General features: G+C 52.9%; 9 protein-coding genes. 3 read left to right on the top strand and 6 right to left on the bottom strand.

Annotated elements, in window-relative coordinates; all coding sequences use genetic code 11:
- Nucleotides 1–20: 20 nt before the first annotated feature.
- From FS806_RS15760 to FS806_RS15745, 4 genes are all read right to left on the bottom strand, one after another.
- Nucleotides 21–1,310, bottom strand: coding sequence for an ABC transporter substrate-binding protein (locus tag FS806_RS15760; protein WP_144938425.1), 1,290 nt, complete (start codon nucleotides 1,308–1,310; stop codon nucleotides 21–23).
- A 450-nt stretch (nucleotides 1,311–1,760) separates the two neighbouring features.
- Complete coding sequence (locus FS806_RS15755; RefSeq protein WP_144938422.1) at nucleotides 1,761–2,747, bottom strand: bile acid:sodium symporter family protein; 987 nt, start codon at nucleotides 2,745–2,747, stop codon at nucleotides 1,761–1,763.
- Nucleotides 2,744–3,847, bottom strand: coding sequence for a M24 family metallopeptidase (locus FS806_RS15750; RefSeq protein ID WP_144938419.1), 1,104 nt, complete (start codon nucleotides 3,845–3,847; stop codon nucleotides 2,744–2,746). The genes FS806_RS15755 and FS806_RS15750 overlap by 4 nt, the downstream gene beginning before the upstream one ends.
- 55 nt (nucleotides 3,848–3,902) lie before the next feature.
- A complete protein-coding gene (locus tag FS806_RS15745) occupies nucleotides 3,903–5,918 on the bottom strand; it encodes an alpha-glucosidase (RefSeq protein ID WP_144938416.1) in 2,016 nt (671 codons plus the stop codon).
- Between the two features lie 360 nt (nucleotides 5,919–6,278).
- On the opposite strand from FS806_RS15745, the gene FS806_RS15740 reads away from it, so the two are divergent.
- The 3 genes from FS806_RS15740 to lplA all read left to right on the top strand — a co-directional run bounded on the left by FS806_RS15740 (nucleotide 6,279) and on the right by lplA (nucleotide 10,371).
- Entirely contained in the window at nucleotides 6,279–7,850 is a 1,572-nt protein-coding gene (locus FS806_RS15740) for an FAD-dependent oxidoreductase (protein WP_144938413.1), read from the top strand.
- A gap of 125 nt (nucleotides 7,851–7,975) precedes the next feature.
- On the top strand, nucleotides 7,976–9,112 hold the full coding sequence (locus FS806_RS15735; RefSeq protein WP_144938410.1) for a GNAT family N-acetyltransferase: 1,137 nt from the start codon (nucleotides 7,976–7,978) through the stop codon (nucleotides 9,110–9,112).
- A gap of 269 nt (nucleotides 9,113–9,381) precedes the next feature.
- Complete coding sequence (gene lplA / locus FS806_RS15730; protein ID WP_144938407.1) at nucleotides 9,382–10,371, top strand: lipoate--protein ligase; 990 nt, start codon at nucleotides 9,382–9,384, stop codon at nucleotides 10,369–10,371.
- 224 nt (nucleotides 10,372–10,595) lie between these two features.
- On the opposite strand, the gene FS806_RS15725 is transcribed toward lplA, so the two are convergent.
- Nucleotides 10,596–12,197 (bottom strand): response regulator, encoded by a 1,602-nt coding sequence (locus tag FS806_RS15725; RefSeq protein ID WP_144938404.1) that lies wholly within the window; start codon nucleotides 12,195–12,197, stop codon nucleotides 10,596–10,598.
- An 816-nt stretch (nucleotides 12,198–13,013) separates the two neighbouring features.
- Entirely contained in the window at nucleotides 13,014–16,115 is a 3,102-nt protein-coding gene (locus tag FS806_RS15720; protein WP_144938401.1) for an Ig-like domain-containing protein, read from the bottom strand.
- Between the last annotated feature and the right edge of the window lie 105 nt (nucleotides 16,116–16,220).

Here is a 16,220-nt window from a genome sequence, read left to right as displayed (position 1 = left end):
CCCAAAGTCAGGGTTGCCAATTACTTATTGCCCAGCTTTAACTGCTGGTCGACGACAGCCTGGGCCTCCTCTGCGGCTTTCTCCGGGGCAAAGCCCGCCAGAACCGCCTGTATCGAATTGGTCACGGCTTTCTGAATTTCGCCGTTCATGATAAAATATCTCGGCTGAAAGCGTGTTTTCTTATTCATCCATACAGCGGTGTTCTGCAGTTCCTCCGAAGTGTACTCGACTCCTTCCACGGTAACGTGCTGCCCGGTTTCATTCGCATACTCCCCGGCGATATCCTTGCGGCTCAGAAACTCAATGAACTTCTTGGCTTCCTCCGGATGCTTCGACTTGCTGTTCAGGGCCAACATGAAGGTTGTCGTATGGATGCCTTCGTACTGCGCCTGATCTGCAGGCACGGTAATCGGCGCCAGCAATTGCTGCTTCAGGTTCGGATTCTGCTCCTTGTTCGTTGCAAGCATATACGAGCCGGTAGCCAGCATTGCGGCTTTCTCCTGGGCAAACAGCGCGCCCGCGGCATCCTTCTTCGTGCCCAGCGAATCCTTCTGCAGGTAGCCTTTATCGTTCAGTTCCTTGAACTGGGTCAGTGTCTTGACCCACCATTCCTCTGTCAGCTTGGCTTCCCCGGCCTCCAGCTTCTCGAAAATATCTTCATCCGGTGCGTTATTCATCATCATCGGGTTCATGAACTGCCCGGGACCAATATCGGAGCCCGGAAACGCAATCGGAGTAATTCCGTTCTGTTTCAGCGTTTCACAAACCTGGAGAAATTCCTCCCAATCCTTCGGTTCTTCCAGGCCGTACTTCTCGAACAAGCCTACGTTGTAAATCGGCATATTATAGACCAGCTGCAGCGGTATGGCAAGCTGCTTGCCGTCCTTCACACCGACTTGGATCAGGTTCTGGCTGAAGTTGCCGACGAAGGGCTCGTTGGTCAGATCCGTGAACAAGCCCGCCTTGGCAATCGCTTCGAACTGGGCGCCGGGCATTGCGGCGAACACATCACCGGTCGTTCCGTCCAACAGCTTGGCTTGGGCCGTCGATTGATATTGCTCGGACGGATAAATATCCATCTTGACCTTGATTCCCGGATTTTCCTGCTCAAACTTCTCAATCAGCGTGTTGAAAACTTTCGCATCCTCTCCGCGCCAATGAATGAAGCTGATCGATACATCCTTGCCCTTGGCGTCCCCCTTCTCGCTGTTAGAACCGCCCTCAGCACCGTTCCCGCTGCCGCACGCAGTTCCAAGCATCATCACTCCCGCCAGCGTCAGGGCAAATGCCGTCTTTCTGTTCTTTGTCATCTGGGAAAACCCTCCTTTTTCTTCAAAACCGTCCTCTTTCTCTTCAGCGGTATCTTTCTATGCAGACCGTATCTTTCCCCGCCGCCTCATCATGCAACTTGCGTAACGCAACCCCGTCTTGCTTGCTCGACATGTGACTTTCTTAAATTCATAATAACATCATGATGTTTACGCTTTCAGTATAGTGAGGTCCTTCCAAGTTTGTCAATACTTTTTTTGAGTCTTTTTTCTTATTTGCTTGCGGCCCCCCATTTTAATCCGGCCAATGAAGGGATTGCCTAAGTTCTCGGACTTCTCAATGTAGTCAGCATTAATGTAATAAGGAAGTGTCGTTCTCCTGAGAATGGGACCAACAAAACTTCCATTGAATCCAATTTGCACCGATCAGAAAGAAAGGTCTGCCCGCCTAACAAGGGAGCTCACCTTCCCCGCCACCTGGCTTGGGCCTCTTCAAGCTGTCGTGGACGAAGACGGTGCGGAGGATAGCTCCGATCGCTTGCTGCGTGAGAACAGGAGATGCACGATCAGCGCCGCCGGATGCTGCAGCAGCATAGCGATCATGACCGGAATAGCCGCATGCGGGGTAAAGTACAGCTGGGCAATGACGATCCCGGCGGTATAATTGCGGACCCCTCCCGTATAGGTCAGCGCAATTTCCGCTCCTCTGCCAAGCTTCATCGCCCGCATGGCCGCCCAGCACAGCAAATACCCCATGACCATCAGACCGCCAACGGTCAGGATCAGTTTAAGCACTTCGCCCGCCACATCGCTCAAGGCGGACGCCATAGCCGCTGCGTTGAGCAGGACGATCACATAGAGCGTCAGCTTCGAGGACAATGCAAGGCACTGGCGTACAGTCTGCCTGTTTCCCCGGCGCAGCCAGACTCCTGCAGTCATCCCCGCCAGGCACGGCAGAACAACCAGCTTGACGACCCCCCAAATCAGTCCTGCGGCATCGACCGAAACGAAGGTGCCCAGCATCAGCCACAGCGTAAGAGGGAGCAGCAGAGGACTCAGCAGCGTATCCAAAGCGACCATGCCGATTGCAATTCCGGTGCTTCCCCTGCTCATGGTTACCCACACTATAGACGTCACGCCAATCGGCAAGACCATCGCCAATAAAGCTCCCAGCATGAGATCCTGCTGATGGCCATAAAGCACACTCAGCGCGCTGTAGCTTAGCCACGGAGTGATCCCATGTACCAAAAGCAACAGTACGAGAAGAGCCCAAGGCTTGCTGCGCAGCTCCGTGAATTGCTCTTTGGACACGTTGATTGACGAAACGAAGGTCAAATACATGAACAAGTACGGAACCGCCTCAACATAAGGCTCCAGGTAGCCGGCCGCCTGGAAGCCGGCAAACAGAACCAGCGGCAGGATCACAATGATCCAGCGCTCCAGCAGCCGGTTCGAGGCCGCCCAAACCGTTGTCTTCATCGCACCAAAATGCCCGGACGGCTCCAGCTGTGGCCGCCGACAGCAATATTTATCGTCGGAAAATGCGCCGATCCCGTCAAAATTTCATTCCCGTCATCGCCCACGAGAATGGTGTCCTCCAATTTGACACCGGCGATCGAAGGATTCCAGGCATAGATGGTCGAAGCCTCCACCCTGTAAGTATCCCCTGGGGTCGCAATCCGCTCCCGGCTGACATAGCCGGTCAAGCCCCCTTGATGGTGATGGCGGATCTCCTGTGCATAGCCCGCTTCACGATAAAAACACTCCAAATCCGCATACATCTCCCCCAAGCTGCGGCCGGGCCGGGTGGCATGGATGATGCGGGCGTCGATTTCTGCGACCGCTTGATGCTTCCGCATAATCTCGGGAGCAGGCTCCCCGAAATGGACCAAACGGGTAGCAGAGGCGATCCGTCCGTTCTGTCGGGCACAGACGACCAGCATCGCATAGGCATCCAGTGTCTTCGCAGTCGGCAGAGGGTGCCTTCTTGTGAATATGCGTTCGTCTGCCGCAATCAAGTTGACGATCGGCTCCAGACCGCGCTCCCAGCATTCCTGAGCGAGCAGACCGGCGATCGCAAATTCCGACTGTCCCCGCCGCAGCTTATGTGCCGCTTCCCCAATCGCTTCTCCCGTCAAGCGGCCCAGTGTCCGCCAAGCCTCGAGCTCCTCCGGGCGAACTTCGGTCCGAAGCCTAAGAAAAACAGCTTCCAGCTCGGTGTCCGTCCGAACGAACTCCATTCCTTCCGTCAGGCGGACCATAAGGCGCCCGCGCTCCTGCGGCGAATTCCACGGCCAAATCTGCAGCTCCACCAGCCGTTCAAAGCCAGGGGCCGCTACTTCTTCCTCCAATAGCCTTCTGGCCTCAATATTATTGGCAAGAAAATAACAGTGTTCTCTCGTAACAACAAAAGCGCAACAGGCCAATATATCCGCCGTATTGACATGGCTGCGGCCGCCCGTCAGCCAGGAAACATTCTTCTGCAAGGCGACCGTAACCGCGTCTATGCCCTCTTCCAGCATAACTTTACGGAGCATCTCCAATCGCAGCACAAATCCATCATCGGACATCTCTTTCATTTTCTTTCATCCCCTATCTCTTCCGCATCTGCTGCGCCCTGCTTATTGTCCATTCTTAGTCCAGAGAGCGCAGAGATTCGAAAAGCGAAGCATAATGAGAGGCCGCTCGGTAAAATACCGGAGGTTGTCCCAATGGCGCATCCATCTGAATGTCGCCGCCCCGATAAGTCCTGCCGGTCCATAGATGAATCCACTTATCCTCCGGCAGATAGACGCTGACGGTCCTCTGTCCTTCCTCGATCACCGGAGCGGCCAGCAAATCCCGCCCCAGCAAGTATTGATACTGGATCGAATAAGCACGCTCGTCCCGCTCGTAATGGAGAAACAGCGGGCGCATGACAGGAACACCAGTATCTGCATTTTCCTTAACGGCCGCCTTCAGATATGGCTTGAGAGCGGTATATACGCGGCTCATCCTGGCAAAATGCAGCAGCGTCTCGTCATCCGAATCAAACTGCCAGTTATCATCCGGGCGGTTCCCCTCATGAGTCCGCATGATCGGGGTGAACGCGCTGTGCTCGGCCCAGCGCATGAACAGTTCCTTCGTTCTGTTCATGCCAAACAGAGTCGTATACCCGCCGATATCGCTGTGATGCAGCCCGAAGCCGGACATGGCCAGCGATAGCGCCGCCGGGATGACCGAAGCCAGCCCATCGTCGAGACTCCAGTCGACATTCTGGTCGCCGGCCCACATCATAGTACAGTAACGTTGACTGCCGGTATAACCGGCCCGCATGAAGAAGGTGACGTCATCGAGCTTGTCCTCTTCCTCCACCGCCTCGCGGTTCAACCGGGCCCACATGGCAGGCCATGCGTTGTGCATCCATTCCGCGGATGCCCCGTTATGTAGCACGACATCGGTCGGCAAATATTCCCCGAAATCAGCCATCCAGCCGGACAATCCGAACCGGATCATATTTTCTTTGATTACATTTTTGTACCATTCGCAAGCTTCCGGATTCGTGAAATCGACGATTCCGGCATCGAATTCGCCGAAATCGACCAAATAATCCTCGCCCCGGTCATTCTTCGCCAAGAAGCCCGCGGCGCTGGCTTCCTTGAACAAATGTCCTTCCACCGCCACATAAGGGTTGATATAGCCAAGAAAGCGGATTCCCTTCTCCCTGAGCTTCTCGATCTCCTTATCCAGGCCGGGATACAGCTCGCGGTTCCAAATCCAGTTCCACATCAGCCTTTTGCCGAAGGAGGTATGCCTCACTCCTTGCCAATCCTGCGCCCAGACGCCGCTCACCTGCAGACCCATGGCCAATGCGCGGTTCAGCTTGTCGAGCACGACTTCGGTTCCGCCCTGTACGCCGATCCAGACTCCATCGTACACCCAATCCGGGAGTTCCGGCTGACGGCCGAGATAAGCGGTCAGCTTCCCGAGCAGTTCTACATAAGTATCGGCCGCCTCCAGCACAAGCTTCTCCGGAATATTCCAGAGCTGCAGCTCATGATAACTCTGATGGCGAAAATCAAAATCCATGTAGGCGCTGTCATCCACATGACAATAATATTTCCGGCTGGAAATGAAGGTAGGCTGCGGGAAGAAGGTCCAGTAATAATCGCCGCCCGCCCGATCCTCCTTATCTGCCAGAAAGGTGATGTACGTATCTTTATTCCGGCCGACACCCTGCTCCGATGTCCATAGCGGAAAATTCCTGCCCCGCAAATCAAAGTGGGAAAATTGCTCTCCGCAGCCATATACGTGCTCCTGCTCCTCTGCAGCCAGCCGCAGCCATAGACGGTTAATTCCTTCCTTGTTCCCTACGAAGCGAATAACCGCCCGATCGTCCTCTACCCTGAACACTACAGTAAGCGGTAACAATCCGGATTTAGAGAAGGTTACCCTGACATCTCCAGCATCGGACGATTCCACGGCATAGTCTACCAAAGCCAGCTTCTCTCCGAGTCTGTCGCTGACCTTGAAGTTACCCCGGTACATATCATACTGTCCTTGTCCATGGCCCGCGTAAATCCATGGCTCCGTCCGGGAATGCCGGATAATCACTCGCCCGTCCAGCTCGACAGTCAGTACTCCTTCGTAATCGCGAACCTGTAAGCCCATGCTTGTGGTTCCCCCCTGTATCTCTTAATATTTTGATTCAAACCGCTTTCAAAATGATTTTGGATTCTGTTGAATAGGTAATAACATCATGATGTTTTAAATGTTAGTACAACCTTTTGCGGCTGTCAATAGCTCTCTTCGGGATGTATTCAAAATTCGCTTTTTGCACATGTTCCTTTTCTCAACAAAAAATACAGTCATGACGCCGGGGCAACACCATGAAATACAGGCCGCAAATTTTTCCGGAAAACGCACTAAGCTATCAGAGTACCACAAAAAGTCATCAAACTCCCTGTTGACCGGAACGCTTTATCATTAAAATAGTATTTAGCGCGTTTCAATTAAGGGGGAGGTTTTATAATGAAAGAGATGAATGCGGATATAGTCATTATTGGGGGCAGCACCGGCGGCTGCGCAGCGGCATTGGCTGCTGCAAAGATGGGGAAGCGGGTCATTATGACCGAAGAAACCGTGTGGATTGGCGGCCAACTGACCAGTCAGGCTGTACCGCCCGATGAGCATCCGTGGATCGAAAGCTTCGGCTGTACCAGAAGCTATCGCCAATTTCGTGACGGAGTCCGTCAATACTACCGGGATCACTTCCCGCTTACGGCCGAGGCTCGGGCCACCCGCCATTGGAATCCGGGCAGTGCCAACGTCAGCCGAATCAGCCATGAGCCCCGGGCCGCTCTGGCCGTTATCGAGCAGATGCTGGCCCCTTATATTCACAGCGGCCGGTTGACTGTGCTGACCCGCACACAGCCGGAAAGCGCCCGAACTGACGGCGACGAAGTACGGTCCGTTACCGTCCGTCATCTCGATACGGGAGATCGTATGGAACTTACAGCCCCGTATTATCTCGATGCTACGGAATGCGGGGACGTTCTGCCTCTTGCCGGGGTTGAATATGTCACCGGGTCGGAATCGAAACAGGATACCGGCGAGCCCCACGCCTTGGACGGCCCGGCGGATCCGATGGATATGCAGGCATTTACATACTGCTTTGCCATGGACTACTTGGAAGGGGAAGACCATACGATCGACAAGCCCCGGGATTACGATTTCTGGAATTCCTACAAGGCCGACTTCTGGCCGGACAAACAGCTCAGCTTCGCAGGAGTTCGGCCCGCCACGCTGGAGCCCGTTACCTACGGATTATTTCCGGGCGGGGGCAAATTCCCGCTCTGGACCTATCGAAGGGTGATTGACAAAAATCATTTCGTTCCGGGAACCTTCCCCGGCGATATTTCGATAGTCAACTGGCCGGCCAACGATTACTGGCTCGGACCGATCATCGATGTCAGCCCCGAAGAGAGACAACAGCATCTGGAAGCCGCGAAGCAGCTCAGTCTGTCTCTTCTGTACTGGCTGCAGACCGAAGCCCCACGCCCGGACGGCAAGCAGGGCTATCCCGGGTTGAGGCTTCGCGGAGACGTAACTAACAGCGAGGACGGCCTCGCCTTATATCCTTACATTCGTGAATCGCGGCGAATCAAGGCGGAATTTACCGTGCTGGAACAGCATGTCAGCGCCGCATGCAGAGAAGACGGCAGAGCTGCCGAATTCACCGATTCCGTCGGGATCGGCTGCTATCGCATCGATCTTCATCCGAGCACGGCGCTGCGGCATTATATCGATATTTCCAGCCTGCCTTTCCAGATTCCACTGGGAAGCCTGCTGCCGATCCGGGTCAACAACCTGCTGCCCGCCTGTAAGAACCTTGGGGTCACCCATATTACGAACGGCTGTTACCGCCTGCATCCGGTCGAATGGAATATCGGGGAAGCCGCAGGCTACCTGGCCGCTTTCAGCCTGGACCGCAAAGTTCAGCCAAGACAGGTACGCAGCGACTCTACACTGCTCGAGGATTACCAGCGTCTGCTGACAGCCGAGGGAATTGAATTGGCATGGCCTGTCATACGCGCGGTCTAATCGGCGGGAATAAACAACGGAAAATCGTTCCAGAAATAGGCCTATAAAGCTGTAAAATATGGTACAATCTTGAATGTAATTGCGCAAATATCAAAGCGTTGTTAGCCATTCTAGGAGGCGTATTCATGGAAATTCGTTGTTTATTGACACAACAACAATTGGATGAAGCGGCGAAGCTCTCGGATTCCATCTTCCGGGACTCTGAGCAGGTATCTATGCAGGCCGCTTTTCCGGGGGTGTTCTCAGAGGCGCTCGGCCAATCCTATGGCGCTTTTGACAATGGCAAGCTCGTATCGTTCATGGGGCTTGTTCCGGCCGTCTTGAGAATAGGAGAAGCAAGACTCCCTATCTATTCTCTTGGTTCCGTCTGCACACACCCTGACTATCGGGGCCAAGGCAAAGCCAGCGAGATTCTGACGAAGATTCTGGAGCATATCGATAGGGCGGGCGCTTCCCTCCTCCTTGTCTCAGGGGGAAGGTCGCTATATACGCGAGCGGGCTGCTGTACATACGGTCAAGTTCACCGTTACCTGTGGGAAGAAGGCCAGCCTCTCCCCTCCAGACCTGTTCCGGAAGGAACTGTGCTTCGAGAGCTCGCCCCGACGGACTGGTTCCGTCTATATGAATTGGCGAGCAGCCGCCGCAGCCGCTATGAGCAGAGCGTATGGGATTTGGCCGGGCTGATTCATGCCGAAGCGCTCAGCACCTGCTACAAGCTGCAGCACAAAGTGCTCGTAGCCGAGAACGCAGAAGGCGATTTGCTGACCTTCGCCGTCATCGGAGTCCCTTATTCGGATACTCCGAAACGCGAGCCCCACCTGATTGAATGGGGCGGTGCCGCCGAAGGAATGCCCGCACTGCTGTCCTATGCGATCCGGACCTACGGATTGAAGAAGCTTAACATTCCCGTGCCATGGCACGAAGATAAGCTGGCAGCGGAGCTTGCAGGACTCCCCTGCAATACGGGCAAAGCCACCGGCACGGTCTACATCGTGAATCCTGAGAGATTGCTCGGTCATATGTACCCTTACCTGAAATCGGTTGATGCGGGAGCGGCCGACAGCCTCAGGATCACCCGCTTGGAAGACGGCAGAACCAGCGTTGCACTGGACGGTTGGACCGCCGAGCTTACGGTGCAGGAGACCGTCTCTATGTTCTTCGATCCGGCTCCTGAATTCCAAGCCCCTGAGGAGTTAAAGAAGCGGCTGTCCGCCTTGTTCCCGATTCCGTTTCCTTACGATGCCGGGCTGAATTACGTGTAATGGTTTTCTAGACGGAAACGGCTAATGCCAACGACTTTGCATTTATAGTTAACATGATCTGCCACCGAATGGTTGAGGAGCTCCCGCCGGGAGTTCCTTTCATTTTTCAGGGCAATTACCGGACTTATCCCGGCTGACTATTCTTTTAAGGCCGTTTTTTGTCTGATAGCCTGTTTTGCGATACAATGAGGTTGTCGGCTGAACTTCATGCTACGGAATGGTTAGCCGTACTGAAAACCATGCTTTCGATTTCGGAGGGGGATATTCTCATGAAATTTATAGATAATCAAGGAATCACGGACCCGCGCATGAATCTAGCGATCGAAGAATATGCGCTTAAAGAGCTTCCGCAAGACGAGGACTATCTTCTTTTTTATATCAACGAGCCATCGATCATCATTGGAAAAAATCAAAATACGGCGGAGGAAATCAACGCCGATTACGTCAATGCCAACTCTATTCATGTCGTGCGCAGACTGTCCGGAGGAGGTGCGGTTTACCACGATTTGGGGAATTTGAATTTCAGCTTTATTATGAACGATGACGGACAGTCCTTTCATAATTTCCGCAAATTTACGGAGCCTGTCGTACAAGCTCTGCGAAGCATGGGAGTAGAGGCTGAATTGACGGGACGCAACGACATTCAAGTCGGCGAACGGAAAATATCCGGCAACGCCCAATATTCAACCAAGGGAAGAATGTTCAGCCACGGCACGCTGCTTTTTGACTCCGAGATGGAGAATGTCGTGTCCGCGCTTAAGGTGAATAGCGACAAGATCCAGTCGAAAGGAATCAAGTCGATTCGCAGCCGGGTGGCGAATATTTCGGAATTTCTGCCGGAGAAGATAACGATCGAGCAGTTCAAGCAGTCCTTGCTGCGTTCTATCTTCGGAGGAGAGAACATTCCGGAGTATAAGCTGACTGAGGATGACTGGAAACGAATCCGAGAGCTGTCCGAGGCCCGCTACCAAAGCTGGGATTGGAACTACGGCAAATCCCCTAAGTCCAACTTCCGCCAGTCCAAGCGATTTGACCAGGTAGGAACGGTGGATGTCCGGCTTGATATTGAGAAAGGAAAAATTAAGGAGGCCAAAATATACGGAGACTTCTTCGGGCTTGAGGACGTATCGGAGCTGGAGAGCAAGCTGATCGGCCTTCCTTACGATAAGACGGCTGTCCGGGAAGCTCTGGCGGAAGCGGATGCCGGGAAATATATCGGCAAGCTGGATAACGAATCTCTGCTTTCCCTGTTTTTCTAGATCGCGTGGTCAGCCGATGGTCTGTCTGGCGAGTGACGGTTTTGACATGTTTTGACATGTTTTGACATGTTCTGACGTATAGAAGAAGTGACATATTGAAGCCCGCTCCGAAAAAGTGGAACGGGCTCTTTCATCATTGTCGGCATGGTATATCCGAGTTCTCGTACCTTCCGGCCGCCTCTCGGCGCCGCTCATTGAAGCCTGAAGATCGAGGCGGATGCGGTCTATCCACCCTTGATTTCTCCAGGAGTAACTCCCCAATATTTACGAAACACTCTTGTGAAGTAGCTGACATCGCGGTATCCGACCATCCGGGCCACATCATATACCTTGGCCCCCTCCAGCAAATATTGCTTGGCAAACTCCATCTTGCGCTCCAATACATAGGCCGAGAAGGATTTGCCCGTTTCCTGCTTGAACAACCTGCTCAAGTAGGAAGAATTGACAAACAAACGGTCGGCAACGGTATGGAGGGACAGCTCCTGATCCATCTCCTTGTCGACAATAGTCAGAATATCTCTGACCATCTTGTGGCTGGTCGTCTTCCTCTGCTTCTGTTGGTAAGCTATAAAGCTTCTGACAAAGCGGTTCATCCATTGGCGAATCTGATCCTTGGAGGCCAGGCTCTGCAAATTGTGATAGTAGCCGAAATCGGCGCCTACAACTTCCTGCAGGGACCATCCTTGCTTATGAACGAAGCGGATGAACAAGCTGCTCAAATAAAGGACATTCTCCTGCATTTCTTCGACGGAACCCGCCTTAAGCATTCCCTGCTGCCAAATAGCATCGAGCGCCTCCAGCGCCTGATCGGTATCTGCAAGCTCCAGTGCGATTTCCAGCTTCTTCTCAATGTTCGTTTCGGAAGGCAGAACCGGATCCGCGGCATTCTCCTCACGATAAGGTACGGCCAAATCGTTGCCGTACACAATTCTTTCCTGCAGCGCCTTGCGCGCCTGCATATACAGCTTGCCTACCGCTTCCTTGTCGGAGGAAGGCTTGCTGATTCCGGCGCTGGCCGTCAGCTTCAGGCATTCCTTAATGACGAACAGCAGCTTGACGATCAGTGTATTCACGTGCAGTAAGAAATCCTGCCCATCCTCTTCCGGAGCGGCTGTAAAAATAATGGCGGTGGAACCTGCGGAATCCGAGCAGATCCAACAGGGTGTGCGCTCCAAATACTCAAGCGCCACACTTTTGACCGAAAAATCAAGCAACGGACCGTCACTTTCATTGAAACGGGTCTCTCCTTCGGGCAGCGGGTCCATATCGACTACGGCCACAATGTACTGCTGGTCCTTCTGCAAGCCGGGCAGCAGGTCGCGTCCCTTTTCGCTAACCTCCCACTCCTCAAATTTCCCCGCCAACCAATATTGGAGGAACATTTCTTTGACATAGGGCAGATGCTGGGCCCATTTTAATTGCAGCTTCCTTTCATTATGGCGCTTCTCCATCTCTGCGCGGACCTTCTCCGCGGCTTCCAGGACCGCCTCCACGATATCGGTATCCCCGGCCGGCTTGAGCAAATACTTGCTGATCCCGAGCTCCACCGCGGATTGCGCAAATGCAAAATTATCATGTCCGCTTAGAATAATAAATTGAAGATACGGATCTTTTTCACGGACCTGTCTGGCCAAGGTCAAACCGTCCATTTCCGGCATTTGGATATCCATCAGCACAATATCCGGTTTTTTGCGTTCGATTAACTCCAAAGCTTCTTTACCGTTTGCCGCGAGCCCGACTACCTCTATCCCATGATCTTCCCAAGGTATGTTATTGGCCAGGCTGTTGCGAAGCCGGGCTTCGTCCTCAACAATCATTAAGTTCATCTCTCTCTCCCCCTTATCCGAACGAAAGGCTAATGTTAACAGCTTATCGTTTAACCGGCAGACTCCTATCCTGGAAAAACAAGCGGGGGTCTTCTTCGAGACCAGTATGGACTTCCTTTTCGCTATGTCTGCATGATGTTCGGCAATTCTGTGCTGCTTCGAGACTTTCGCTGTTTCTACGTGATGTTAAGGATGCTTGCGGCACTTCGAGTACAGTTTGGACTTCCAATCGCTGTTATCCTCGAATTTCTATTGAATGGATTCTATAAAGGTTGAAATCCGAGGATAACGATGCGACCGCTCACGCTTTTCCAGTTCCAAACTGTCTTCTCCGTGACTTTTTTACCAATCATCTTGCTTACAGTGAGACGCTCCATCAAACTGAGTCAATGGGATACTGCTCAAAGACACTAACTGCTCACGCTCTTCCAGTTCCAACTCCTCCGTGACTTTTTTGCCAAACATATTGCTTTACAGCGATATGCTCCGTCAAACTGAGTCAATGGGATACTGCTCAAAGACACTAACTGCTCACGCTCTTCCAGTTCAAAGCGGTAACAGCTTGGAGCCAGCCTCTCATTCAATGAAGAGGCCATGGGTCTCCCCACGGCCTCCGTACGATTTACGGAACTTCCGAAGTCTTCCGCTTATCCCTGGCACTCTCTTTCTTAATTATAAGCGGTGAATCTATAAATGCCATGGCTGCAGACAATTCGACGTCCTGATCATTCTACCTCGGCTTGGAAGATGTTATCGCGTGCATTGCAGTCCGTCAGCAAGAGCAACGATGACTCTTGCATGCTGCGTCCCAGTTGTTTACGAGTTATGGCCTTTTCCTTTATTCCGGCCGGGAACGTCGTGGTGGAACACTTTGATTTTAGCATGGGCTTGCTTGCCTTCGTATTCTACCGTAACCGTTGCGTTCCCCGGCTTCACTGCAGTAGCGAGGCCGCTGCCGGACACCTCGATCACCTTGCTGTGGGAAGAGGAGAACGAAGCGCCGGTAACTCGCTCCCGGGTGCCATCGGAGTATACTGCTGTCACTTCGATTTGATGAGTCTCCCCGACTACGAGACTGTAATTGTAAGAATCCAGCTCTAATGATACCACATGAGCAGGCTGCCCTTCCCGGGTAATACGGATTCCCTTCTCATTCGTCTTGTAGCCGTCTACATAGACGGTTATCAATACCTGATTCTCTCCGAGCTCCAGAGGGATCGTTGCGGTGAAGTCGCCGTCAGGCTTCATCGTAGCCGGAACCCCGTTCACTAGAACCGAGGCAGTTCCCGGCCCCAATACCTCAACGTTTCCTTGAATGGAAGCCGTCGGCCGATTGACAACCGTACCGTCATATTGGGAATAGCCCCTTAATACCGCAGACCTGACCTGATCGCCCGCGCTGTATGTGTTGGCCACCAACTGTCTTCGGGTTCTCTGGCCGGAAGTATCCGCTGCGGAGATCACGAAGCCGCCATCCGGTATCAGGCTGTTATTCGGCTCCTTGTTCGTCCAGTTCCAGGTCATCGCCTGTGTTTTGTTAACTACACGGGTTACTTGACCGGACGCATCGACAATAGCCTCCACTCCCCAAGTATTCGTCCCTGTCGATAGACCGAAGCGGTTCGTATATACATTCAGATTATCCTCATTCCGATTGACGTTATAGTAATCCCCTTCAATAAAGCGGTCCGGCTGCCCGGGATGACTGATGCCCAATTGATAGTCCTTCACATATTCCCGATCTTCAATAGACGCTTTAATAATCGGCCAATTGACCTGTGAATAATCAAACAGCATCAAGCCATTAGTCTTGTGCAGCCCGGCCTGGAACACTTCCCTCTGCAGGGCGGGATCCTGGAGATTGGACAGTGCCATCCCCGCATAGAGCGGTATATCGCCATTCGTCAAAATATTTCCGAGCGTAATATATTTCTCGATCTGCTTGGCTGTCGTCTGATACGTGCCGATAATCAGAAAATCCAGGTTATCCGTATATCCGGTCTCATAATAAGTATCTGTGTACAAGTAGTCTTCGGGGAAACCAAGCCGCGGATCGTAGCGGAAATTCGGGCTGGCCCAATTGACCCCGTTTAAATAGTACGATTCGTACCAGGAGCCGACATAGGCAGAGGCCTGGATGTCTTTTCCTTTCATTTCGCTATAGCGGTCCACAAGCCCTCTTACTTCGGCAGTGAAAGATTCGATCGTTGCCGAGCGGAACTCCCACCAATCTGCGATAAGCGGGCCGTTAATCCGTGACCCGTCAGCGGCGTATTGGAAAATATCCTGAGGCCATTGCTTCAATGTTTTGCCTCTTGCGGCCAGGAACGCTTCAAATTTGGTGCGGGATTCCTCGCTGAAATCGGCGAAGAAGTTGTCGTAGCGGCCCCGATCCAGCAGAACGCCGTCTACGTCATAGTTCTTCAGCACCTCCTCGAAGCCCAGCAGTTGGTAACGGCGGGCATCGTCATTAGCCGGATTGATGAAGGCGACCAATGCCCCGCTCTGTCCGTATTTACTTTCGCGAAGACGCTTGATCTCCCCATTGTCCTCCGCCCGGTAAATGTGCTCTTCCCAATCCAGATGATCGTTCAGCACCGCAAATTCGTTATGCGCGAACGATCCTTCCGCGAAGACATTGAATGCGGCGTGCACTGTTAATCCAAGATCGTGCCCATGCCGGACAAATTCATCCAGCAAATCGAGATCAGGATTGGCTCCCGCTCGGGTCGGCGCAGTCATTTCGCTGACATATGGACGGCCGGTCAGATCGTTGCGCTTGTAGGAAGCGAAGCCTTCCACCCCTTTGACATCGAAGAGGACCGAGGTCACTCCGGCATCCTTCGCTTTGACAAGCATATCTCTTACGCTCTCGCTTGTTTGGAAGCTGACCGCGTTAGAGCCTTGATCGACCCACAGGTAAACCTCTTTAGGGAGATTCTGTGAAGCCTTGTAATAGATGATGAGTGTCTGCTCAGCCTGCGGGCTGCCATTCTTGCTAACCTGGACATCAATGTAATTCACACCGGTGGCCAAAGAGTATACATGGCGGAACGAATCATCAGCCTGAATGCCTGCCTGCTGTCCGTTGATGGTCAGAGAGTAACTTGCATCCTCGCTCCGGTTGGTCACTTTCCCGGTAATTTCCACAGAAGGAACGGTAACCGTGTAAATGGAGTCGTTGTCAATTACAAGCCTTGCCTTCGGGCCCTGTCCGGTCATCAGCTCGGTTACGGGCACCACCTCGCCGTTCTTGCGAAGCTTAATGATATCGCCCGGCCTGAAATTTTTGGCCAAATATTGCTTGTACGTCTTATTCGCCCAGCTATCGTCATTCGCTACCAGGACGTATCCGCCTGGCGGAATGGGAAGATCGGTCGGTCCCGTCCAGTTCGGAACTCCTCCATTAATGGACTGGTTAATGACTTGAAGCACCTGATTGTTCTGGTCCACCTGTACGCCGACAGCAGTGCGGGGGACCGTAATCTGATCACCGAAATCATTCGTGTAGAGTGCGATATAATCGGTTATGCCTTCCAAAGACTCGTCTATATAGTTGATTTGCTTGCGCGGTCCTTCAACGATAATCGAGATATCTTCAGGGGCGGCTTCCACTTCTATGTAGTCACCGTCGTCAGCAAGCCCCGCGCGAACTCCTTCCGGGCTGTATACTGACTCGGTTACCGTATTTCCCGCTCTATCCTCTACGCCGGAAGACGGACCCGTACCCGGTTCGCTCTGTGGCAGAGTTAACGGGATTTCTTCACTCTGCTGCATATAACCGAAATCCCCCCCCTCCATAGGTCTCTCCGCCGCCGGAATTCCGGTTTCCGCCGATGCGGCCATCCCGGTACCCGGCCCCGACCATAGAGTAAACAGGAGACAGCAGAGAAACAGTAATTTAAGCTTTTTGAACATTATTTCACCTTCCCTCACAGGAGTATTAAACATGAAATCGGAATGTGGATAACTCAATCCTGTGGATAACCCGCCATCGCACCACGGAATGCCTGTTTCAATGAG

The sequence above is a fragment of the Paenibacillus sp. 32O-W genome (genome assembly GCF_007679495.1).
GTDB lineage: Bacteria > Bacillota > Bacilli > Paenibacillales > NBRC-103111 > Paenibacillus_L > Paenibacillus_L residui.
Note: the sequence above shows the minus strand (reverse complement) of the source record. Positions and strands in the feature narration are given on the sequence as shown.

Excerpts from the sequence above, each read along its gene's own strand:
- FS806_RS15760 (WP_144938425.1), bottom strand. The coding sequence starts at position 1,310 with ATGACAAAGAACAGAAAGACGGCATTTGCCCTGACGCTGGCGGGAGTG.
- FS806_RS15755 (WP_144938422.1), bottom strand. The coding sequence starts at position 2,747 with ATGAAGACAACGGTTTGGGCGGCCTCGAACCGGCTGCTGGAGCGCTGG.
- FS806_RS15750 (WP_144938419.1), bottom strand. The coding sequence starts at position 3,847 with ATGAAAGAGATGTCCGATGATGGATTTGTGCTGCGATTGGAGATGCTC.
- FS806_RS15745 (WP_144938416.1), bottom strand. The coding sequence starts at position 5,918 with ATGGGCTTACAGGTTCGCGATTACGAAGGAGTACTGACTGTCGAGCTG.
- FS806_RS15740 (WP_144938413.1), top strand. The coding sequence starts at position 6,279 with ATGAAAGAGATGAATGCGGATATAGTCATTATTGGGGGCAGCACCGGC.
- FS806_RS15735 (WP_144938410.1), top strand. The coding sequence starts at position 7,976 with ATGGAAATTCGTTGTTTATTGACACAACAACAATTGGATGAAGCGGCG.
- lplA (WP_144938407.1), top strand. The coding sequence starts at position 9,382 with ATGAAATTTATAGATAATCAAGGAATCACGGACCCGCGCATGAATCTA.
- FS806_RS15725 (WP_144938404.1), bottom strand. The coding sequence starts at position 12,197 with ATGAACTTAATGATTGTTGAGGACGAAGCCCGGCTTCGCAACAGCCTG.
- FS806_RS15720 (WP_144938401.1), bottom strand. The coding sequence starts at position 16,115 with ATGTTCAAAAAGCTTAAATTACTGTTTCTCTGCTGTCTCCTGTTTACT.